Origin of the sequence: Pseudomonas sp. PICF6, assembly GCF_009831705.1 — a bacterium.
GTDB lineage: Bacteria > Pseudomonadota > Gammaproteobacteria > Pseudomonadales > Pseudomonadaceae > Aquipseudomonas > Aquipseudomonas rhizophila.
The window spans coordinates 378,384-397,889 of sequence record NZ_WUUD01000035.1 but is presented as its reverse complement, the minus strand read 5'-3'; the positions used below and the strand labels follow the sequence as shown (position 1 = coordinate 397,889).

The window sequence follows — 19,506 nt, the reverse complement described above, 5'->3', positions numbered from 1 at the left end:
ACCACCAGGGCAACTCCAGGCCGAAGACGCTGGCCATGGTGCCGCTGACCACGCCGCCGAACATGCCGTACAGACCGACCTGGAGAATGTTGTAGGCAAACATCGCCAGCACCCCGGCCGCTCCTCCGGCCATGCCCCCCAGACCTCGGGAGGTGAACGCATAGAAACCACCGGCGTTGGTGAGATGTCGGGACATGGTGGTGTAGCCCACTGAAAACGCCAGTAACACCAACAGAGCCAGAAGCAACAAGGCCGGTGTCCCGGCACCATTGCCTAGCATGATGCCTATGGGGAAGCCCCCGGCGATGACACTCAACGGGCTCGCCGCCGAAACCACGAAGAAAATGATGAAGCCGACACCCAGGGCGCCACGCTTGAGCTCCGTGGAGCTATTGACCGGGGTAAATACACTCATGTTATTGACCTTCTTGTATGAGGCAGCCGCTGTGAGATCGGTGAGGTCAACCGCTACCGTCACCCAATAGCTTGTCGCGTTATCGCACGCTGGGTTCGATCCTATGCCCGCCCATAAGCACCCCACTATCCCAAATCGGTAACTCGCAGAACTCGCCTCAAAAAAGCCATCCACCCGGCCTTTATCACCTCATTGCAAAGCGATACGTGTCGTCAGCTGCGCCGCCGCGCCCATCACCAGATCACACAGGTAGCTGCGCTGAAACGCGTGGAACCGCTCACTGCGCCCAACCAGGGTCATGCTCCCGAGGATTCGTCGCTTTTCGTCGAAGATCGGCGCCGCGACGCCACTGCGTCCCGGGTACAGCTCACTTTCGCTGATGCAATAACCTTGTTTGCGAATGGCAAGCAAGCTCTTGGTAAACGGCTTCCATTCCAGCCCCAGATGCAGCAATTGGTCCTGGTTCGCGTGGGCATCATAGAGGCGTCGTATCTGGCGTGGCAGCAGATAAGCCAATACGACCCGGGAGGTCGCGCTGTGGAAAAGGTCGATCGGTCGTCCCTTGCCACCTCCGACCGGACCAGCATCGGAGCCACGCTGGATCAGCACGTTGATCACCGAGTCGCCATGCCACTCGCTGACCAACGCATCCAGGCCGGTGTCGGCGACCAGTTTGTCCACCAGGTCCCGACTGCACGCCAGCAGCGGATCGTAGTTCGCCATCTGATGCTCCAGCGTGATGATTCGCGGGCCCAGCGCGTAACCGCGCGGCAAGCGCTTCAACAAGCCGGCATCGCCCAGTTCACGCAGATAGCGGTAGGCAGTGGCGGGCGTGTAGCCAAGCTCCCGGCAAATGATCTCCACATCGATGAGCGGCTGCTCCGGGCGAAAGAGGTCGAAGACCTGAAGCAGGCGGCGAAGACTATTCATGTTTTCTTAAGATCCTGATGAAGTGACAGCTACCCCGCCGGGTACAGCGGGGTTTTGGTTCAGGCGCGCGCGCAGACAGGGATGGCAGCACGGGCGGTTTGGGAGGGCAACTCTGCGAACAACGCCTGGTACTCCTCGGCAAAATGGCTGAGGTGGTAGAAGCCCCATTGGGCGGCGGCATCGCCGATCGAGAGATGGGAGGCCGGGGTAGACATCAAGGCGCGGCGCACTCCGTTGAGCCGAACCGAACGCAAATAGTTCAGCGGTGTGGTCTCGGCCACCGAGCGGAAGCTGTTCTGCACGGTGCGCCGACTCACCTGGAGGCGTTGGCACAACTCGATCACGCTGGGCACATTGAGCATCTCGACAGTCGTCAGACGGTGGCATTTCTCGACAATAAAGCTGCGCGTGGAGCTGGGGCTGCGCTGCTGTTTGTCGCAGGCCGGGTCGGTGAGCAGCTGCAGCAACTCACCGAGCATTGCCTGCTCCAGCCCCTGCTCGCCCGCGCTGTCGAGCGCTTCGTCGCCTATGGCCAGAGAGAGCACCGCCAGCAATCGACGCCGGGCCTGGGCGAAGCGCTGCGCGGACACCCGGATCACCGGCTGGCGCAGCAACCGGCTGATTTCCCTGGCCGACGCTGTTTGCTCCAGCGCCTGCTCGAACCATTCGCGTTCGAATGTGATGGATAACAGTTCCATGCCCATCGGCATATGGAACATGAACTCCTCGCCGCCGTGCAGAAAGAACAGGCTACTGTCGTCCACCTCGCGACCTTGCATCCGCGTCGAACCCGGCACGTTGATCGGCACGGCAAAGCACATCTTGCCGCGCGGAGCCACGCCGTGCTGCACCACACGCTGGTTGATCTGCTCGCTGAACACGTGGCAACGCGCGGTGCTCAGCTGCATCAAAGAACTTTCGGCAAGGCCGGCGGTTAACTGGCTGTAGTCCTGGTTCCACTCCTGAATGGTGGCCGCATGGACATGGATATCGCGAAATTGGCTGATCTGGTGGTTTTTCATGATGCGCGAAAACCTCGGCCGATATTATTGTTTTTTGCTCGCATTTCTTTGCGATATTCGCACATAGATAAAATAGCGCATAGCTAATTCTCGTATCTGCCACTCGTCGAAACCGGCGGGTGGGGTCGGCTCGTCTATTTGCCGATTCGGGATAACGGCCAGGGACACTCCATGAGAATGATCGGCACACTGAAAACGCCATCCAGAGAGTTCGTCATGAGTGAATCCAAACTAGAATCCTTACACTTCGCGGATGCCCCGCGGATTATTTCCAGCACACTGCCCGGCCCCCTGACCCGCGAGGCCCTGGCGTTATCGGCGCGTACCGAGTCGATGGCGCGTGGCGGCGGCCGTATGCCCATCGCCATGGACCGCGCGTTCGGCGCGACTTTCAAGGACCCGGATGGCAACACCTATATCGATCTGTCCGCAGGCGTGGGCGTCAGCAGCGTAGGCCGCTGCCACCCCAAGGTGGTACAAGCGATCCGCGAACAGTCCGAGGTGCTGATGCATGCCCTGGAAATCAACAGCACCCGGCGCACCGAACTGGCCGCCAAGCTCTCGGAAATCGCTCCCGACGGCCTGCGCGGCGACTGCATCACCTTCTTCACGCAAAGCGGCAGCGATGCGCTGGAGGCCGCGATCAAGTTCGCCAAGCGCATCACCGGGCGCCACCAGATCCTTGCCTTCCACGGCGGCTACCACGGCGTGTGGAACGCCTCCGGCGCCCTGACTACTGGCACGGCCTACCGCAAGGGCTACGGTCCGATGATGGGCGGCGTGATTCACGCGCCCTACCCCTATGCCTACCGCTTTCCCTTCGACACCACGCACCAAAGCGCCGAGCAGATCGCCGGCGACTACGTGGACTATCTGCTGAACAGCCCCTACACCGCCGCCGATGACGTGGCGGCCGTGATCGTGGAACCGGTACAGGGCGAAGGCGGCTACGTGCCGCCCTCGCCAGAGTTCCTGCAACTGTTGCGCAAGGCCTGCGATCGCGCCGGCGCGCTGCTGATCGTGGATGAAGTACAGTCCGGCGCCGGGCGTACCGGCAAGATGTGGGCAGTCGAACATTCCGGCGTGAAACCCGACATGCTGACCTTCGGCAAAGGCATCGGCAGCGACCTGCCAATGGCAGGGCTGATCATGCGCTCGGACCTCGCGGCCTTGATTCCCGACGGCTCGATGCCCAATACCTTCGCCGCCAACTCATTGTCCGCGGCCGTGGCGCTGACCAATATCAGCATCCTGCAGGACCCGGAGCTTGGTCTGCTCGAGCGCGCCCACATCCTGGGACTGGAGGCGCAGGAACGTATCCGTGGCTTCAACAGCCCGTTCGTTGGCGAAGTCCGCGGCCGCGGCCTGATGATCGGTATCGAACTCGTCGAAGACCCCATCACCAAGACACCGCTGGAAGGCGCCAAGATCGGTCAGCTCATGGGCTACCTGATGAACCACGGTGTGCTGATGATCCCGTGCGGACGCTACAGCAACGTGATGCGCGTGATGCCCTCGCTGACGATCCCGCGCTCGCTGTTCTTCAAGGCCCTGGACATCTTCGGCGACGCCCTGGCCTCCCTCAAGGCATGAGGTGTGTCACCTCCGACCATTCCCCATCACGCATGGACACCTACATGACTCAGTACCTGAAACACTTCATCCAGGGCGCGCCCTTCGAAGCCAGCGACGGAGGTCGCATTCCTCTTATCAACCCCGTGACCGAACAGGTCAACGGTAGCTGCGCAAGCGGTACCGCCGAGGATGTGGACCGCGCTGTGGCAGCGGCGCACGCCCAACTTGAGGGGGGCGCCTGGAGCCGCCTGGACGGCGCCCAGCGCGGTCGCCTGTTGTCGAAACTGGCTGACCTGGTGGAGCGCGACAGCGAATTGCTGGCCGATATGGACGCCAACGCCATCGGTCGCTCACCGCTCGAACCACGCCGGATGGACCTGCCCAACGCAATCGCCAACCTGCGCGCCGCCGCCGGCTGGGCCAACCAGCTTGAAGGGCGCACCATTCCCACCGGCGGCTACTTCGGCAGCAAAACCCTCTCGTACACCGTACGTGAGCCGGTAGGTGTGGTCGGTGCCATCGTGCCGTGGAACTCACCGCTGATGATCACCGTGTGGAAGCTCGCCGCCTTGCTGGCGGCAGGCTGCACCGTGGTCATCAAACCCTCGGAAGAAACCCCACAATCGGCCCTGCACCTGGCAGCGCTGGCTCAAGAAGCGGGCTTTCCTGACGGCGTGATCAACGTGGTCACCGGCTACGGTGCGCAGGTGGGTCGCGCCTTGTGCGAACACCCGCACGTCGCCAAGATCAGTTTCACCGGCAGCCCCGAGGCCGGACGCGAGATCCAGCGCACCGCCGGGGTGTTGTTCAAGCGCGTGGCGCTGGAACTGGGCGGCAAAAGCCCACAGATTGTGTTCGACGATGCGCCCTTCGATGACGCGCTGTTTGGCTGCTCACTTGGCCTGTTCGTCAACCAGGGGCAGATCTGTGCCGCCGGCTCGCGCATCCTGGTACACCGCAGCCTGGCCGAGCGCTTCGCCGCGGCGCTTGCCGAGGCCGCGCGCGCGGTCAAGGTAGGCGACCCTCGCGAGCCTGGCGTACAGATGGGGCCGGTAGCCAAGAAAGCGCAGTTCGATCGCGTCAACCGTTACATCCAGATGGGTATCGACCAAGGCGCCTCTTTGTTGGCCGGCGGTGTATCCACCCCGGAGCAAGGCTGGTTCGTGCGACCGACGATCTTCGCCAACGCCCGCAATGACATGACGATTGCCCAGGACGAAATTTTCGGCCCCGTCGGCACGGTCATCACGTTCGACAGCGAAGAAGAGGCTGTGGCACTGGCCAACGATAGCGCCTACGGCTTGGCGGCCACGGTCTGGACGACCGATCTGGTACGTGCGCACCGCGTGGCCGCTGCGGTAAAGGCCGGCGCCATCGGCGTCAACTGCTGGAGCCCGCTGGACGCCAACCTGCCATGGGGCGGCGTCAAGGCCAGCGGCATTGGTCGTGAAGGTGGGCTTGCCGGTGCGCTGGCCTACACCGAGGAGAAAGTCATCACCGTGCTACTGCCCACCTGAGAAAACTCACTGCACCTGCCCTCTCAGGGCCTTGGGTCCCGAGGGGGTATGAATCGTGCATTTTCGATGCCTTGATGATCAATGAAGAGACTGCGATGAACACCTTAAAACAAGCGACAATTGATCGGTATCCGACCTCCCTGCGCATGCTGCACTGGGTGCGTGCCATCGTCATAGCGGGCCTGCTCTGGGCCGGCTGGTATATGACCGGGCTCGATGATGAAGTGGCGAGCAAGTATGAGCTCTATTACCCATGGCACAAATCCTTCGGGGTGCTGGCATTCCTGTTGGTATTGGTCCAGATCGCCCTGCGTTGGCGCACCCCCACGCTTCCGCAACCACCGCAAACACTGGCCGGGCATGAGCGATTCTTGTCGCGCTTTGTGCAACGTTCCATGTACGTACTGATTGTGGCCGTACCGCTGATGGGCTATTCGATGTCGAGCAGTTACACCATGAGCGACGGCGTGTTCTTTTTTGGCGTGAACCTCCCGGAGCTGCTGGCGAAGAATGACGATTTGTTCGTCGTGTTCCAATGGCTGCACAAAGTGCTGGCTTATACCCTGCTGGCGCTGATCGTGTTGCACGTCGCAGGTGCACTCAAGCATCGGTTCTTCGATAGCGACCCTCGCAACGACGTCCTGCGCCGCATGCTGTGACTGAATCACGACTCGGTGAATGCAGGGATGCGCCACCGCTGGTGACGCCCCCTGGTCTAACTATTCTTACGTCGCAAACAGCAGCTCAGAATGCGACCCAAACAATGAATTGGAAGTAGGTGTTGAGCGATGCGCTACCACTCTGGTTGCCTCCGTTGCCGAGCCACTTGTCAGGCTTGTAGAAACCAACGAGCGGCGAGAGCGTGATGTTATCCGTCACCATCCAATCCAGAAACAGATTGACCTCGCGCGCACTGTAATCCTGATCTTGCCGATCAGAGAGCTGATGGTAGTCGAAGTACATTGCGTTAAGGGTCAACTTATCAGTCGGGTTGACTGAGAGCAGCACGTCGCTGATACGCATGTTCGAGGTGACTGAGCCGGCGTAGTTCACACCGATCTCACCCTGGTAACGTTTGCGGTAGCCGCCCTGAAACAGGAAGTCCCACCCTTCGGAGTAACGCGCGTAGCGATAGCTCACCGTCGGTTGCCATTTGACATCGGCGAAGGTGTAGCCCGCATCAAAGAACATCGCCCGCTGCGAGCCCGAACGCTTTTCCTGGCGCGCCACCTCGAACGCGAAGTCGGCATTCTCGATGCCAGCATTGCCCTGGCCACGGATGCTGTAGATATCCATGCCCTTGCGCTCACCCCGATCGGCAAAAACGTATCGCTCTTCGACATCCAGGCCACGCACGTACGTCGAACCGATCGAGCCAATGGGCGTCGTGTAGTCGATGGTGGCGGCCGCCACTTCGGTCTTCGACTGCCCGGGATTATCCGATTTCAACCATATCAGGCTACCGTGAAGGCCCTGCGTACCACCCACCTTGAGGACAGCAGTGTTCCCGAACGCCAATCGCGGGCCCAGGTAAAAGGCTCCGCCGCGATTGAACCGGCCATCTGCTACGCCCTCGATAGGGTTGAAGGCATTTCCGGGGGCGAACCCATCATCGGTGATCAGAAAGCCGTCCACCGTAACGACCTGTCGGCCAAAGGAGAAATCAACGCCGTCCATGCCCAGCGCCGGAATCAGATCACCCGACTTCCAGCCCAGGTAGGCGTCTTCCACGGCTGTTTCCCTTTCATTCCCGGCGGTGAGTGATCCTGCGTCCCCATCACCCCATGATCCCGTACTGATCAGACTGAACCCGCCGTAGATCGAACCTGCACCGATCTTATCCGTCGTGCCGTTTACACCATACTTGGCGAAGCCTTCCTGCCATCGCATCCTGCCGGGCTCTGCTTCGGGGTCGCCGATGTAGTTCTTTTCGCTGCCGAACCAGCCAAATCCCGCCCATAGCTCGGCGTTCAGCACGGTGGCACCGTCATTTTCATTGTAGAGCTCGTAGCCATGAGCCTGGGGCTCAAACGCACAGAGTGCGACCAGCGAAAGCAATGGGGCGTAAGGGGGGGTGCGCATGACGTCTCTCCTGTTTTTATATTTATGAGGCGAGGCGCGAGTGTTCCGCCTGGGTTGCGCAAGCGGTAACCCAAATCAGCACTTGCAGGGGCTCGATGCCCGTTTCTTCGTGCGCGTTATCCCTTCTCCGCAATAAACATTTCCACGACGGGCAGCAGTTGCCGTTTTGGGCTACGGCCCCTGCTCCCACCCCCCTATGCTGGGCCCATAAGAACGTATAAAAACCGAGGCACTCGCCATGACACCTTTGTCGTCCCCGCTATTACGCAAGGGGCTTGGTCTGCTGACCATTGCCGCCTGCATCGCCCTACCCTCCGTGGTCTCTGCCCACCATTCGTTCGCGATTTTCGACCAGACCAAAACGATCACGCTCAAGGGCGTGGTCGGACGCTTCGTCTGGAGCAACCCCCACGTCTCGATTTATTTCGATTCGCCAGGCCCCCCGCCTCAGCAATTCAAGATCGAGACCGGCAGTGTCAACGCCTTAAGCCGCACCGGCTGGAAGTCCGACTTGATCAAGGCCGGCGATGCCGCCGAGATCACCTTCAAGCCGCTGAAAAACGGTGATCCGGGCGGGCTGCTCGTGGAGATCAAGATCGGTGACGTGGTGCTGTCCGGTGGAGGCTGAGAAACCGCATTCCTACGCCATGAGACCTGAATGAACAGACCAACGGGATGGAGACGCTTTCAATGAAACCGACACGAACCTTGAACCTGACAAGCTTCTTCCTGGGCGTGCTACTCATGACTGTCACCGGGGTGAGCAGCGCCGCCGCCTCTAAAACCCAGGACGCCAAACACGGCGCGGGCGCACGCCCCGACATCAGCGGCACGTGGGAGCGGACTCCGGACGACTGGTTCGGAGAGGACCCGGACAATCCGGTGCACCCCGGTGGCCCGATGGACCTGAAGGAGCCCTATGCCAGCGAATACGTCGCGTTGAAAAAGCGCCAGGCCGCCGCGAATGAGGCCGGCACGCCACTGGCCACCACCAGCTCCATGTGCCTGCCCGAAGGCATGCCGGTATTGATGGCGGCGCTCTTCCCCATCCAACTCATTCATGACGATAAGCAAGTGGTGGTGCTCGGCGAATATCTCCAGCAAGTGCGCCGCATCATCCTCAACGAAGCCATGCCTGCGCTGGATACGCTGGACCCCAGCTACCAGGGCTACTCGCGCGGCCGCTGGGAGGGCGACACGCTGGTGGTGCAAACACAAGGCGTGCGCACAGATGTGGCCTTCTACGACGTTCCGCACAGCAAGGAAATGAAAATCACCGAGCGCATCAGACTGAAGGCGCCGGATCGCCTGGAGAACAAGGTAGTGATCGAGGACCCGCAGGTACTCAACAGCCCTTACCGTTTCACGTTCGACTACAAGCGCTCCGACTACCGCATTCACGAATATGTCTGCGAGAACAACCAGATCGTGATCGACAGCGAGGGCAAGACGAGCCTCAAACGCGACTGAACCGATGCCCTCATCGATAACCACTTGGAGGTGACCTAATGGAACGACTGATCACAATCAGCATCCTGCGGCCGTCGATGCAAAGCGCCTTTCTGTCACTCGTGTTGATCTCCAGCGCGTCCGCCGAGGTGCCCCGGATGCCCACGGCCATTGCGGTGCCGCCGTCCGGCCAACTGCCTCTGTCATCGGCAGAGCGCGCGGGCACCGAACACAGCGACCTCGACCGCTACGGTTACGTCGAGGAGGAGTTCTACCTGCAAGGCATTGCCCCGGCAATCACTGCCGCGGGCAAGCCTTTGCTCGAGGCGCCTTATACCACCCGTATCCTGATTCGCAAGCCGACGGACCCGGCACGCTTCAACGGCACCGTCGTGATCGAGCCGTTCAGTTGGTTCGGCGAGCGTGCTGCCGGCTGGATCCTGACCCGCGATTACTTGCTGCGACGCGGCTACGCGTATGTCGGATACACGCTGAATATCAACCAACCGCCAGTCGATCCCAAGTTCCTTTCAGACACCCCGGCCGCCGAGGCCGAACAGATCGCCCAGTACGGGCGGATCGTGAACTTCGAGTTCATGCGCCGCTTCGACTACGCCCGCTATGCGCCGCTGGGCGCCTACTACGATCCGCAACGTTTCATCCGCGGTGACGCGCCGGACCCGTTCGCGCCGCAATCCCAGGGCATCGGTGCGCAGCTGGCGCTATTACTCAAGAGCAATGGGCCACAAGGCCCGTTGGCAGGTCTGGACGTGCAACGCGTGTATGTCGACAGCTGGGCCGTCACCGCCCAAGTCTGGATGGACTACCTCGACCAGGGCCGGCACCAGCAATGGCGAATGCCCGACGCAAGCGCGCTGATCGATGGCTACATGACCGGTCGCATGGCCTACGGCGAAGTGGGCGGCGACGTCATTCGAGTGCCGCGCCAGATGCCCGACGGCGTGCCGTTCGTGACCGTATACAGCCAGTCGGAACTGATGCACGACGTGATCGAAGGCATCGACCTGCCGCCGGACACCGACAGCCCGCAGTTGCGTTATTACGAAGTGACCGGCATGCCGCATTTGCGCCTGGCCGACCTCGGCACCGAGCACACCGAGCACCTCGCTGCCGACATCGGCAAAGGCGATGACCCACAGTGCCGGACGCTGTACGACGAGCCGGTGGAAATGGTGGTGTCGGCGTTACTCGATGGCATGGACAAATGGGTACGCGAGGGCAAGCCGATGCCAAAGGCACCCAGGGTCGTGCGCGACGGCAAGGTGGCAGCGCGCGACCCTGCTACCGGCAATCTGCAAGGGGGCGTACGCCCGCCGTGGGTCCAGGTGCCGAGTGCGACCTACCTCACCGATCAAGAGACCGGCTGCGGCCTGATCTACGACACGAAGGTGGCTTATTCGCAGGATACGCTGCGCCGGCGCTATGGAAGTTTCAGCCACTACCAAAAGGCATTCGAAGACGCCAAGGGCGTGTCGATCAAGCAAGGGTATCTGCTGCCGGAAGATGCGGCAGGCCTGCACACGATCGCAACACCTGAAGATTTCTAACCCTCTGACCCCGCGGGAGAGCAACAAATGTCCTCCATACCTATCATTGCCTGGCTCTATGCGACACCGGTGAGCACCGCCATCAGGGACTTGCTCTGGGTGGTGCCCACTGTGCAGAGCATTCATATCATTGCCATCGCGGTGATCTTCGGCTCCGCCGTCATTTCCGACCTGCGCCTGGCCGGCGTACTCGCCACGGACGAGCCTTTGCGCGGCGTGGTTCAACGCTACTACCCGTGGATGCGCAATGCGCTTGTCGTCCTGCTTGCCACGGGGTTGATCATGGCCATCGGCGAACCGGACCGCGTTCTCCTCAACAACACGTTCTGGCTGAAGATGGCCCTGGTCATCGGCGCGTTCACCCTGGCCTGGCGGCTGCGGCGACCCTTTCTGCGCCCTGCCGTCCCCGCACACAGTGACGACGACAAGCCGCCGGTCAAGGCGCTGGTCTGGCTGTCGATCGCCTTGTGGTGCGTCGTGATCATCTGCGGTCGCTGGATCGCCTACTCGATTTAAACGTTTTCAACCCAGTTCTCAGGTATCCGTCATGGACATTCAATCAATACTGCAAGCCATCGAGGCCAGTTCGCTCGCCACCTTTGTCCGTGAATCGGACACGGCTTTTCCGGCCCTGGAATCGGTGCATGTGATCGGCATCGCCCTGGTGTTCGGGAGTATCGCAGTGGTGGACTTGCGCCTGCTCGGCATTGCCTCCCACCGCAGCAGCGCGCGAAGGCTGATCCGGGAGCTGCTGCCGTACACCTGGGCTGCCTTCGTGGCGTGCGTGATCACCGGTTCGCTCATGTTTGCCGCCAATGCCATCACCTATGCGCAGAACTCCGTGTTCCTGTGGAAGATGGGCGTGTTGATGCTGGCGGGCCTGAACATGGTGATATTCCATCTGGGCGCCTTTCGCCGCATCGACGAATGGGACGCCGTGCTGCCACCCCCCGGCCAGGCGCGTATCGCCGGGTTCAGTTCGATGGCGTTGTGGATCGGCGTGATCTGCCTTGGCCGCTGGATTGCGTTTATCTGATGGCCCGGCTATCGCCACGCAGGCACCACCCCAACGGCACACCCGGCGATGCCGCCAGCAGTGCATTCACGCTTGTGCACCCGCGCTCCGGCCGATGGGAAACCGCGGGCATGCTGCTTGCTGCACTGATCATCATCGCCAGCGTGGCCGGTTATATGTTGTTGCGGCCACAGAAAGTCGGCCCACCCACCGCGCTGAGCTGGCAGGTGCGTTCCTTCGATGGCCTGAGTTCGGTCGATCAGGCCATCCATAGTGCGCTGTTGCCTGCCGGTGAAGAAATCATCTGGAACAACAACGACACCGGCGGCTGGATCACCCTGGATCGTGCCCAAGAGCTTGTGCTGCCGCCCTTCTATCGGGACGCATTCTGGAAGGCCAATGGTCAGGTGCACTGGCAACTGATCCTGCCCGGTACCCACCTGTCCCATAGGCAGTCTGCCGACAAACACACCGACAACGACGCCCATGCCGACGCCGCCGCGGTTCCCGCGCCTCTCCCCTCCAGCGAGGTGTCGCAAGCCACTCAGGGCCAGGGCGCCACGGTCTATTACGGCTCCGGCGGCAGTGTGCCGGGCCAGAGCGCCTACCTGCTCGTCATCGGTCATGCCCATGCCGGGGTGATGTGGGCCAACCAGGCGACGATCTGGATCCATCCCAATCCGAACGCGCCCTACCCCTCCATCGTCAAGGCCGAGTCGCTGGTCGGCGACGGCTGGCGACAAGTCATTCCTTACGACGGCACCAGTGAAATCGAACGCGTAAAAGGAACCCAGCCATGAATGCCTTTATAAAACACCGCACACTGTTGCGCCGTTGCCTGGCGTTGCTGCTGCTGATCCCCGCCATCGCCTGCGCCAGCCCGGAACACCCCGCCGGCAAGCGGCTCAAAGTCGGCGTCACATTGCATCCCTACTACAGCTTCGTGGCCAACATTGTTGGTGATCGGGCGGACGTCGTTGCGCTGATCCCGGCGCAGGCCAATCCGCATAATTACCAGCCGCAACCCGACGACATTACCCGCGCGATGAACATCGATGTGCTGGTAGTCAACGGCATTGGCCACGATGAATGGGCCTTCGAGATCATCAAGGCCGCCGGCCGTCGCGAGACGCTGCCGATCATTCAGGCCAATGCCTCGGTGGCACTCATTCCCATCGGCGGCGACCAGGGCGGCGTCAAGGTGGTGAACCCACATACCTTCGTCTCCACCACGGCGGCGATACAACAGGTGTTCGAGATCGCCCGCCGCCTGGGCGAGCGCGATCCGGACAACGCGGCGGCCTATAGGCAGAACGCCCTGGCGTATGCCGGACGGATCCGCGCCCTGCGCGCGCGCTTCATGAGTCGCTTTGCCGCGCTGGATCTTTCGCCGTTTCGTTGCGCGACGTTGCACGGCGGTTACGACTACATGATGCAAGAGTTCGGCCTGTTTGTGAGCGCCGTGATTGAGCCGCGTCACGGTGTGGCGCCGACTGCGCGCCAGTTGGCCACCACGATCGACACCATCAGGAAGGCCAATGTAAGGGTGCTTTTCGCCGAAAAGAACTTTTCCATGGATCTGGCCAAACCGATTGAAGCAGCCACCGGAGTAAAAGTCTTCACCCTGTCCCACATCACCGGCAGCACCTACAGCGCGGACGAATTCGAGGTAGCCATAGGCGAAAACCTTGAAACGTTGGCCGAAGCCGTCGAGTTCACGCAACGATGAAGAAGGATCAAGCGATGCGCGGACCTGCCGTGATGTTCGATAACGTCTCGCTGCAACTGGGCGGTACACAGGTGCTCGATGCGGTGAGCTTTCGGGTGGAAGCCGGTGCGCTGCACTGCCTGGTCGGCCCGAACGGAGGGGGCAAGACCTCACTTGTGCGCGCGCTGCTGGGCCAGATGCCGCATTCCGGGGTTATCCGCTTCGAGGGTGTCGCCAAGCCGGTGGGCTACGTGCCGCAACTGCTGGATTTCGACCGCAACGTGCCGATGACGGTCAACGATGTGATGGCACTGCTCACTCAGCGCCGGCCGGCTTTCCTGGGCTCAAGTCGCTCCGCGAGGGCGGCGCAGGCCGAGGCCCTGGCGCGTACCGGTGTGGCCGGAATAGGCACAAAACCATTTGGCAGCCTGTCCGGTGGGCAGCGCCAGCGCGTGCTGCTGGCCCAGGCGATCAGCCCCGCGCCGTGGCTGCTGGTCCTCGATGAACCCACCGCCGGTATCGACGAGGCCGGTGTGCGCCTGGTGGAAGCATTGGTGGCCGAGTTGCACGACTGCGGCGTCACCGTCCTGTGGATCAACCACGATCTCGAACAGGTCAGGCGTATCGCCCAGTCCGTGACCGTTATCAATCAAAGGGTGCTGTTTCATGGCCCGGCCGATCAGATCGACTGCCGACTGGAGGATATTCGATGAGTGCCTTGTACGACTTCATCCGCGATCACCTCCAGACGCTTGCCGCGCGCCAGATGCTGCCGCAACCGTTCGAATACGAGTTCGTGATCAATGCGCTGATGTGCGCCGTTCTGATCGGACCCTTGTTGGGTGTGCTGGGCTCAATGGTGATGATCAAACGCATGGCTTTCTTCAGCCAGTCCGTTGGCAATGCTGCGATGACTGGCGTTGCCATTGGCGTGCTGATTGGCGAGTCCTATACCTCTCCTTACCTGTCGATGTTCGGCTTCTGCCTGCTGTTTGCGCTGACGCTGAAATACACCCAGCACCGCACGACGCTGGCCAACGACACACTGATCGGGGTGTTCCTGTCCATTTCGCTGGCAGTCGGCGCCTCGTTGCTGCTGTTCGTGTCGGCGAAGATCAACACCCACGTGATGGAAAGCGTGCTGTTCGGCTCCATCTTGGCCGTGGACCACACCGACATGAATGTGCTGCTCGGCGTAACGGTCATTTGCGCCCTCATCGGGCTGCCCCTGTACAACGGCATGTTGCTGTCCAGCCTCAATCCGAGCCTGGCACATGCGCGCGGCGTGCCGGTGCGCAGCGTCGAGTACCTGTTTGTGGTGTTGGTCACTCTGGTGACGGTGGCCTGCCTGAAAATCATCGGTGCGGTATTGGTCGAGGCCCTTCTGCTGATACCCGCCGCGGCGGCCCGCAACGTCACCCGCTCACTTGCGGCACTGGTCACGCTGGCCATCCTGATTGCGACGTTTTCCTGCGTGGTCGGCATCCTGGCGCCTATGCAATTCCACATCCCGGTGCCGACCGGCGGTGCGATCGTGCTGGTCGCCGCTCTGGTGTTTGTCTTGACCACCATCATCCGTGCGACCTCGTCGCGATTCAGAGGGACCAGCGTATGAAATGGCTTTGCCTGTCACGTGGATCCTGGCTGGCGGTGTTGGCCCTGCTGCTGGGCACCCAGTTCCCGGTCTTTGCCGATACCGGCCGCCAGCGGGTGCTCGTTGCGCTGCCGGCGGTGTACGCACTTACGTCGGCGCTCAGCGAAGACACGCTCATCCAGGTCATGCGGCTACCGCCGGACAGCCCCGTACCCATGGAGAGCCTGGCCAATGCGCTGTCGCGTCTCGATCCGGCCGTGTTCCAGCAAGCCGACGCCGTGGTGACCCTGAGTCATCTCTGGCGTGCGGACCCATTGTATGCAACGGCCCGGCGCCACAACCTGCGCATCATCGAGATCGATGCCTCGCGTTCATGGGACACGATCAAGCCCGGCGTGGCCGTGATGCGCGTGCCACCGAACGACGTGCCCTGGGCCGTCGCGAGCAACATCGACAGCGGCCCGTCGCCCTACGCCTGGCTCGGTCCCGTCAACGGCATGCGCATGTCGGCGCTGATCGCTGCCGACCTGACACGCCTGTCCCCCGCCGATGCGCCTCGAATCGAGAGCAACCTCGCCGCACTTGAAAGCCGCCTGCGCCGGCTCAAGGCCGACTACGGCGCGCGGATGGTAGCGCTGCCGGATGTGCGCGTGCTGTCGCTGGCGAACGAGTTCACCTACCTGTTTGGCGAGTTCGGCATCTTTGTCGACGGCTGGTTCGTGCGCCAGGACCTTGACTGGAGCGACGCCGATCGCACCGCACTGACCCGATACCTGCGCGAGCGTGACATCCGCGTAGTGGTCCACAAGTGGATACCGGATGAAAAGATCGCCAGGGCCATCCAGGACGGCGGCGCACGGTTGCTGCTACTGGACACCGGCAACCCGGGAGAACTCACCGACGCAGCCGGCGACTACATCGCATTTCTGCGCTCGAACCTGGAGGCGTTGCTGGCGGCCTTCTCCCCGGCTGGCAACGACACTACAAGCGGCGATGATCAATCGCCATCCCATGATCAACCTCGTGCGCTGAGACCAAAGATCCTATGAGCCACATAACTTCAACCATTCGAATATCGATGGCAGGCACCCTCTTGCTCTGCCAGACAGCGTTGGCCCATGGGCCCGTGCTCGACTGCTACATCGAGCGCGATGACCAGGTGAAGTGCGAGGCCGGGTTCACCGATGGCAGCTCGGCCGCCGGCAGAAAAATCCATATCCAAAACCCAAGCGACAAGGTGTTGCTCGAAGGCGAGGTCGGCAAGGACAACACCTACACCTTCCAGGCCCCCACCGGAAACTATTCCGTGGTGTTCCTCGGTGGAGCCGGCCATGACGTAACGATCCAGTCCTCCGACATATCAAGGTGAAAATGACCATGACGTTCAAACGAAAACTGCTCCAAGCCATTGCCGCGACTACATTCAGTGGCTTGACCGGCGCTGCACAGGCGCACTTCCAGATGCTCTACCTCGAGGAAACAGCGCTGCAGCGTGCGGAAAAACTGGAGTTCGCGCTAGTGTTCACTCATCCCTTCTCCGGCGGCCCCACCATGGCCATGGATGAACCCCGGGCCTTTAACCACACCAGCGCGCACGGCGGGGAAAAAATCAATCTGCTCGAATACTTACGTCCAGTCGAGTGGCAGAGTCGCGATAACCGGTCGACGGCCTATCGAGCATCGATCCCACGTGAGCTGGTGCGCTCACTGGGTGACCATATCTTCGTACTCGAGCCCGAGCCTTATCTGGAAACCGAAGAAGGTGTCTACATCCAGCAATTCACCAAGCTGATCGTGAACGTGGGTGGAGTACCCGGTCACTGGGCAGAACCACAAGGGTTGCCGGTTGAGATCCAGCCCCTGAACAAACCTTATGCCAACTGGACCGGCGGAGTATTCCGCGCCTTGGTGCTGGCCGACGGCAAGCCCGTCCCGTTCGCCGAGATCGAAATCGAATACCTCAACCATTCCGTTGATGTCGAGAAAAACGCCTTCGGCGAGCAGGACTACATAACGGCTCCTCAGGCTTCCTTCAAAGCCCTTAGCACCTACTCGGATTCCCAAGGCATCGTGACCATTGGCCTGCCCCGTGCCGGGTGGTGGGGTATCGCAGCACTCGACATCGGGACAACGAAAACCCACAAAGGCAAAGCCCTGTCGCAAGACGCAGTGCTGTGGGTGCAGGCCAGAGACATGAAATGACACAAACCCAACCGTTGCGCGTAAAGCCTTGGAGTCGATCATCCTTGTTTCCAGGTCGAACGCGCCTTGGTTATGCCAATCCCGAAACCGTTGATCACCGTTGACGCCTCCCCGCTATTCGCAACGCTTCAAGTTCTTCGCTCCCGTAGCCGAATTCTGCGAGAATTTCGGCGAATAACGCGCTCTGCCTGTCACGGCTCACGCACGTCAATGCAGCTTATTCCCCCTCGTAGTTGACCATCCAGGCAATCCCGAAACGGTCTTCGAACATCGCAAAACGTTCCGCCCAAAAGGTCTTCGCCAGGGGCATCTGCACGGTGCCACCTGCACTCAAGCCATTGAACAGCCGTTCGGCCTCTTCCACGCTGTCGACGTTGAGGGAAACCGACACGCCTTGCGGTTGGCGATACGGCTGGCCTGGCGGGCAGTCGGAAGCCATCAGGCTGAAATTGCCCACGGTCAGGCAGGTGTGCATGATCAGGTCGGCGTCCTTGGGCATGCCGACGTCCTCCGGCGCCTCGGCAAAGGACATGGAAAACAGCTCGCCACCAAGTACGTCCTTGTACAACGCAAAGGCTTCCTTGCAGCGGCCGTTGAAGGTCAGGTAAGGGATGATTTTCATGCTCGCAACTCCTGTAGTCGGCTCACGATTGATTGGACAACTGCGCCCGCAGACGCTCTTCCTGCTCGCGCAACTCGGGGGTAAAGCTCTCGCCAAAATCCTCGGCTTCGAAGATCTGGCGGATCTCGATTTCACTGTCACTGATCATCGGGTTCGGGCAGCGTTTGACCCAGTCGATGGCTTCCTGCAGCGACTGGACCTGGAAGATCCAGAAGCCGGCAATCAATTCCCTGGTTTGCGCAAAAGGCCCCTCGACGACGGTCCGGTTCTTGCCGGAAAACTGCACGCGCACACCCTTGGCACTGGGATGTAGCCCCTCCCCGGCGAGCATCACCCCGGCCTTGAGCAATTCTTCATTGTAGGCGCCCATGGCGGCGAGCAATTCTTCGCTGGGCATCTGTCCGGCTTCCGATTCCGGACTGGCTTTGACGATCACCATAAATCGCATGCGCTTATCTCCTGAGAGTGGATGGATTAAGCCGCCCTTGTGGTGGCTCTGCGGACTAATCGAATGGCAAGGGTCGAAATCGACAGCCTGACGCAATTATTTTTTTGGCAGACCGTTGCGGCTTCAGCCATGGATCACTCGGAGCAACGGCGCAGCCTTTCACACCATCCGAATGAACACTGCAAACCGCAGAAACGCTTAAACAGCCGTCATGCCCGACGATAGATGCTGGGCGTGACCCCCACTTCGCGGCGAAACACCTGGGAAAAATGGCTGGGGCTCGAATAGCCGACCTCCAACCCGACATCGATGATGCTTCGGTCCGTCTCCAGCAGCAGATGCCGGGCGCGGCTCATGCGCAAGCGAATGAAGTACTGCGAGGGTGAAAGCCCGGTGGCGCGTTTGAACATGCGGCTGAAGTGGTACTCGCTCAGTTGCGCAACCCGAGCAAGGTTCGCGAGGCTGAAATCGGCGCCAAGCCCCTCGGTCATTGCCTCGATAACGCGGCGCAGTTTGTAGGCCTGCAACGCGTTGTTGCGCCGGGCACTGCGGTTTGGGTCAAGGTAGCGCCGCACCAAATGCACGGCCAGCGCCTGAGCCAGGCTGTGGGCAAACAAGGGGCTGGGCTGACGCTCGTCGATGAGTTCCTGGCGCAGTTGCTCCAACAGGAAACTGATTCGTTCATCCCGGTCACCGGAAACATCGAGGAAGCTGACCGGGTCGGCGTGTTCGCCCAGTACCTCGCGCGCGGCTTGATCAATCAATGGCAGGCCGAGATACAGGTGCATCACCTCAAAAGCGTCGCAGCCTTGGGTCTGCCAGCGCATCTCGTAGGGTTCGCCAGTGTTGGTGAGAAAGAAGTCGCCGGTCTTGACGTCGGACGCTACCCATTCCCCACCCAGAACGCGCTCCTCGACCCGAGCCGCGCCCGCCAGCACCCACACCAGCAGAGGCTCGACCACCGCAGGCACCAGGATGGGCTCGACGATGCTGTGATGGCTGAACCGCAACATCACCACGTCCTGCATCTGCGGGCGCGGCGGTAACGTCTGCGGCGTTCCCGGCAAATAGTGCAGCATCGATTCGCCCGTAATGCGTTGAGCATCGCTGGCGAGGTTTTGCGGATCGGGTTGGTGCACAGGATGCTCCATCGACAAAGCCCTCTGACGAGGGCTGGTGCCAACAGGATAACGCGGCGGCGGCCATGAGCAAGGTTGCGCGACAGACCGTGTGCGCCGGAGCCTCGCATGCTGGAGCAAAACCCCAACAGTCCAGGCAAGCCTGCGAAAGCCCGAACATGCACATTGAGAGACAGTGAAGCCGTCGATAACGACAGCGCCTCACGGGCGCGGAGCCGGC

The 19,506-nt window shown here is 61.2% G+C and carries 21 protein-coding genes and 1 pseudogene; 15 read left to right on the top strand and 7 right to left on the bottom strand.

All coding sequences use genetic code 11. The annotated features are described in order from the left end of the window. The 3 genes and pseudogenes from GSM73_RS28060 to GSM73_RS26285 form a co-directional block, all read right to left on the bottom strand. A pseudogene (locus GSM73_RS28060) lies at positions 1-415 on the bottom strand (amino acid permease); the annotation flags it as partial. 189 nt (positions 416-604) lie between these two features. Then, positions 605-1,345 (bottom strand): IclR family transcriptional regulator, encoded by a 741-nt coding sequence (locus GSM73_RS26290; RefSeq protein ID WP_160894347.1) that lies wholly within the window; start codon positions 1,343-1,345, stop codon positions 605-607. 59 nt (positions 1,346-1,404) lie between these two features. Continuing rightward, a complete protein-coding gene (locus tag GSM73_RS26285) occupies positions 1,405-2,367 on the bottom strand; it encodes a helix-turn-helix domain-containing protein (protein ID WP_160894344.1) in 963 nt (320 codons plus the stop codon). Between the two features lie 216 nt (positions 2,368-2,583). On the opposite strand from GSM73_RS26285, the gene GSM73_RS26280 reads away from it, so the two are divergent. From GSM73_RS26280 to GSM73_RS26270, 3 genes are all read left to right on the top strand, one after another. Further along, a complete protein-coding gene (locus GSM73_RS26280) occupies positions 2,584-3,960 on the top strand; it encodes an aspartate aminotransferase family protein (RefSeq protein ID WP_160894342.1) in 1,377 nt (458 codons plus the stop codon). 44 nt (positions 3,961-4,004) lie between these two features. Then, a complete protein-coding gene (locus GSM73_RS26275) occupies positions 4,005-5,459 on the top strand; it encodes an aldehyde dehydrogenase (protein WP_139049775.1) in 1,455 nt (484 codons plus the stop codon). A 95-nt stretch (positions 5,460-5,554) separates the two neighbouring features. Beyond that, positions 5,555-6,118: a cytochrome b gene (locus GSM73_RS26270; protein ID WP_160894340.1), complete on the top strand. Its 564-nt coding sequence runs from the start codon at positions 5,555-5,557 to the stop codon at positions 6,116-6,118. Positions 6,119-6,203: 85 nt separating this feature from the next. Here the strand turns inward: GSM73_RS26270 and GSM73_RS26265 are convergent, their stop codons facing one another. Continuing rightward, a complete protein-coding gene (locus tag GSM73_RS26265) occupies positions 6,204-7,541 on the bottom strand; it encodes an alginate export family protein (protein ID WP_139049773.1) in 1,338 nt (445 codons plus the stop codon). A gap of 238 nt (positions 7,542-7,779) precedes the next feature. Between GSM73_RS26265 and GSM73_RS26260 the strand changes: the two genes are divergently transcribed. From GSM73_RS26260 to GSM73_RS26205, 12 genes are all read left to right on the top strand, one after another. Beyond that, positions 7,780-8,169 (top strand): DUF6152 family protein, encoded by a 390-nt coding sequence (locus GSM73_RS26260; RefSeq protein WP_139049772.1) that lies wholly within the window; start codon positions 7,780-7,782, stop codon positions 8,167-8,169. Between the two features lie 62 nt (positions 8,170-8,231). Further along, complete coding sequence (locus GSM73_RS26255; RefSeq protein WP_160894338.1) at positions 8,232-9,011, top strand: hypothetical protein; 780 nt, start codon at positions 8,232-8,234, stop codon at positions 9,009-9,011. A gap of 38 nt (positions 9,012-9,049) precedes the next feature. Then, a complete protein-coding gene (locus tag GSM73_RS26250; protein ID WP_160894335.1) occupies positions 9,050-10,558 on the top strand; it encodes an alpha/beta hydrolase domain-containing protein in 1,509 nt (502 codons plus the stop codon). 27 nt (positions 10,559-10,585) lie between these two features. Further along, complete coding sequence (locus GSM73_RS26245) at positions 10,586-11,074, top strand: DUF6644 family protein (protein WP_160894333.1); 489 nt, start codon at positions 10,586-10,588, stop codon at positions 11,072-11,074. A gap of 31 nt (positions 11,075-11,105) precedes the next feature. Then, complete coding sequence (locus GSM73_RS26240; RefSeq protein WP_139049768.1) at positions 11,106-11,594, top strand: DUF6644 family protein; 489 nt, start codon at positions 11,106-11,108, stop codon at positions 11,592-11,594. Beyond that, positions 11,486-12,373 carry a DUF6162 family protein gene (locus GSM73_RS26235; protein WP_372241415.1) on the top strand — a complete coding sequence of 296 codons (888 nt, stop codon included), beginning with the start codon at positions 11,486-11,488 and terminating at the stop codon, positions 12,371-12,373. The genes GSM73_RS26240 and GSM73_RS26235 overlap by 109 nt, the downstream gene beginning before the upstream one ends. Beyond that, positions 12,370-13,302 carry a metal ABC transporter solute-binding protein, Zn/Mn family gene (locus GSM73_RS26230; RefSeq protein ID WP_139049766.1) on the top strand — a complete coding sequence of 311 codons (933 nt, stop codon included), beginning with the start codon at positions 12,370-12,372 and terminating at the stop codon, positions 13,300-13,302. Before GSM73_RS26235 ends, GSM73_RS26230 begins: the two co-directional genes overlap by 4 nt. 14 nt (positions 13,303-13,316) lie before the next feature. Next, positions 13,317-13,994: a metal ABC transporter ATP-binding protein gene (locus GSM73_RS26225; RefSeq protein WP_256677107.1), complete on the top strand. Its 678-nt coding sequence runs from the start codon at positions 13,317-13,319 to the stop codon at positions 13,992-13,994. Continuing rightward, positions 13,991-14,896: a metal ABC transporter permease gene (locus GSM73_RS26220; protein WP_139049764.1), complete on the top strand. Its 906-nt coding sequence runs from the start codon at positions 13,991-13,993 to the stop codon at positions 14,894-14,896. Before GSM73_RS26225 ends, GSM73_RS26220 begins: the two co-directional genes overlap by 4 nt. Next, positions 14,893-15,924 carry a metal ABC transporter solute-binding protein, Zn/Mn family gene (locus tag GSM73_RS26215; protein WP_218575820.1) on the top strand — a complete coding sequence of 344 codons (1,032 nt, stop codon included), beginning with the start codon at positions 14,893-14,895 and terminating at the stop codon, positions 15,922-15,924. Before GSM73_RS26220 ends, GSM73_RS26215 begins: the two co-directional genes overlap by 4 nt. A gap of 29 nt (positions 15,925-15,953) precedes the next feature. Further along, positions 15,954-16,244, top strand: coding sequence for a hypothetical protein (locus tag GSM73_RS26210; protein WP_160894331.1), 291 nt, complete (start codon positions 15,954-15,956; stop codon positions 16,242-16,244). 8 nt (positions 16,245-16,252) lie between these two features. Next, on the top strand, positions 16,253-17,077 hold the full coding sequence (locus GSM73_RS26205) for a DUF4198 domain-containing protein (protein ID WP_139049762.1): 825 nt from the start codon (positions 16,253-16,255) through the stop codon (positions 17,075-17,077). A gap of 217 nt (positions 17,078-17,294) precedes the next feature. Here GSM73_RS26205 and GSM73_RS26200 read toward each other — a convergent pair whose 3' ends face one another. From GSM73_RS26200 to GSM73_RS26190, 3 genes are all read right to left on the bottom strand, one after another. Continuing rightward, positions 17,295-17,699 (bottom strand): VOC family protein, encoded by a 405-nt coding sequence (locus GSM73_RS26200; protein WP_139049761.1) that lies wholly within the window; start codon positions 17,697-17,699, stop codon positions 17,295-17,297. A gap of 22 nt (positions 17,700-17,721) precedes the next feature. Then, on the bottom strand, positions 17,722-18,147 hold the full coding sequence (locus tag GSM73_RS26195; RefSeq protein WP_107322852.1) for a YciI family protein: 426 nt from the start codon (positions 18,145-18,147) through the stop codon (positions 17,722-17,724). A 209-nt stretch (positions 18,148-18,356) separates the two neighbouring features. Beyond that, positions 18,357-19,298 carry a helix-turn-helix domain-containing protein gene (locus tag GSM73_RS26190; protein ID WP_372241414.1) on the bottom strand — a complete coding sequence of 314 codons (942 nt, stop codon included), beginning with the start codon at positions 19,296-19,298 and terminating at the stop codon, positions 18,357-18,359. Between the last annotated feature and the right edge of the window lie 208 nt (positions 19,299-19,506).

Excerpts from the sequence above, each read along its gene's own strand:
- GSM73_RS26280 (WP_160894342.1), top strand. The coding sequence starts at position 2,584 with ATGAGTGAATCCAAACTAGAATCCTTACACTTCGCGGATGCCCCGCGG.
- GSM73_RS26215 (WP_218575820.1), top strand. The coding sequence starts at position 14,893 with ATGAAATGGCTTTGCCTGTCACGTGGATCCTGGCTGGCGGTGTTGGCC.
- GSM73_RS26190 (WP_372241414.1), bottom strand. The coding sequence starts at position 19,298 with ATGGAGCATCCTGTGCACCAACCCGATCCGCAAAACCTCGCCAGCGAT.
- GSM73_RS26195 (WP_107322852.1), bottom strand. The coding sequence starts at position 18,147 with ATGCGATTTATGGTGATCGTCAAAGCCAGTCCGGAATCGGAAGCCGGA.
- GSM73_RS26200 (WP_139049761.1), bottom strand. The coding sequence starts at position 17,699 with ATGAAAATCATCCCTTACCTGACCTTCAACGGCCGCTGCAAGGAAGCC.
- GSM73_RS26210 (WP_160894331.1), top strand. The coding sequence starts at position 15,954 with ATGGCAGGCACCCTCTTGCTCTGCCAGACAGCGTTGGCCCATGGGCCC.
- GSM73_RS26270 (WP_160894340.1), top strand. The coding sequence starts at position 5,555 with ATGAACACCTTAAAACAAGCGACAATTGATCGGTATCCGACCTCCCTG.
- GSM73_RS26235 (WP_372241415.1), top strand. The coding sequence starts at position 11,486 with ATGGGACGCCGTGCTGCCACCCCCCGGCCAGGCGCGTATCGCCGGGTT.
- GSM73_RS26220 (WP_139049764.1), top strand. The coding sequence starts at position 13,991 with ATGAGTGCCTTGTACGACTTCATCCGCGATCACCTCCAGACGCTTGCC.
- GSM73_RS26275 (WP_139049775.1), top strand. The coding sequence starts at position 4,005 with ATGACTCAGTACCTGAAACACTTCATCCAGGGCGCGCCCTTCGAAGCC.
- GSM73_RS26245 (WP_160894333.1), top strand. The coding sequence starts at position 10,586 with ATGTCCTCCATACCTATCATTGCCTGGCTCTATGCGACACCGGTGAGC.
- GSM73_RS26290 (WP_160894347.1), bottom strand. The coding sequence starts at position 1,345 with ATGAATAGTCTTCGCCGCCTGCTTCAGGTCTTCGACCTCTTTCGCCCG.
- GSM73_RS26265 (WP_139049773.1), bottom strand. The coding sequence starts at position 7,541 with ATGCGCACCCCCCCTTACGCCCCATTGCTTTCGCTGGTCGCACTCTGT.
- GSM73_RS26230 (WP_139049766.1), top strand. The coding sequence starts at position 12,370 with ATGAATGCCTTTATAAAACACCGCACACTGTTGCGCCGTTGCCTGGCG.
- GSM73_RS26285 (WP_160894344.1), bottom strand. The coding sequence starts at position 2,367 with ATGAAAAACCACCAGATCAGCCAATTTCGCGATATCCATGTCCATGCG.
- GSM73_RS26225 (WP_256677107.1), top strand. The coding sequence starts at position 13,317 with ATGCGCGGACCTGCCGTGATGTTCGATAACGTCTCGCTGCAACTGGGC.
- GSM73_RS26250 (WP_160894335.1), top strand. The coding sequence starts at position 9,050 with ATGGAACGACTGATCACAATCAGCATCCTGCGGCCGTCGATGCAAAGC.
- GSM73_RS26255 (WP_160894338.1), top strand. The coding sequence starts at position 8,232 with ATGAAACCGACACGAACCTTGAACCTGACAAGCTTCTTCCTGGGCGTG.
- GSM73_RS26240 (WP_139049768.1), top strand. The coding sequence starts at position 11,106 with ATGGACATTCAATCAATACTGCAAGCCATCGAGGCCAGTTCGCTCGCC.
- GSM73_RS26260 (WP_139049772.1), top strand. The coding sequence starts at position 7,780 with ATGACACCTTTGTCGTCCCCGCTATTACGCAAGGGGCTTGGTCTGCTG.
- GSM73_RS26205 (WP_139049762.1), top strand. The coding sequence starts at position 16,253 with ATGACGTTCAAACGAAAACTGCTCCAAGCCATTGCCGCGACTACATTC.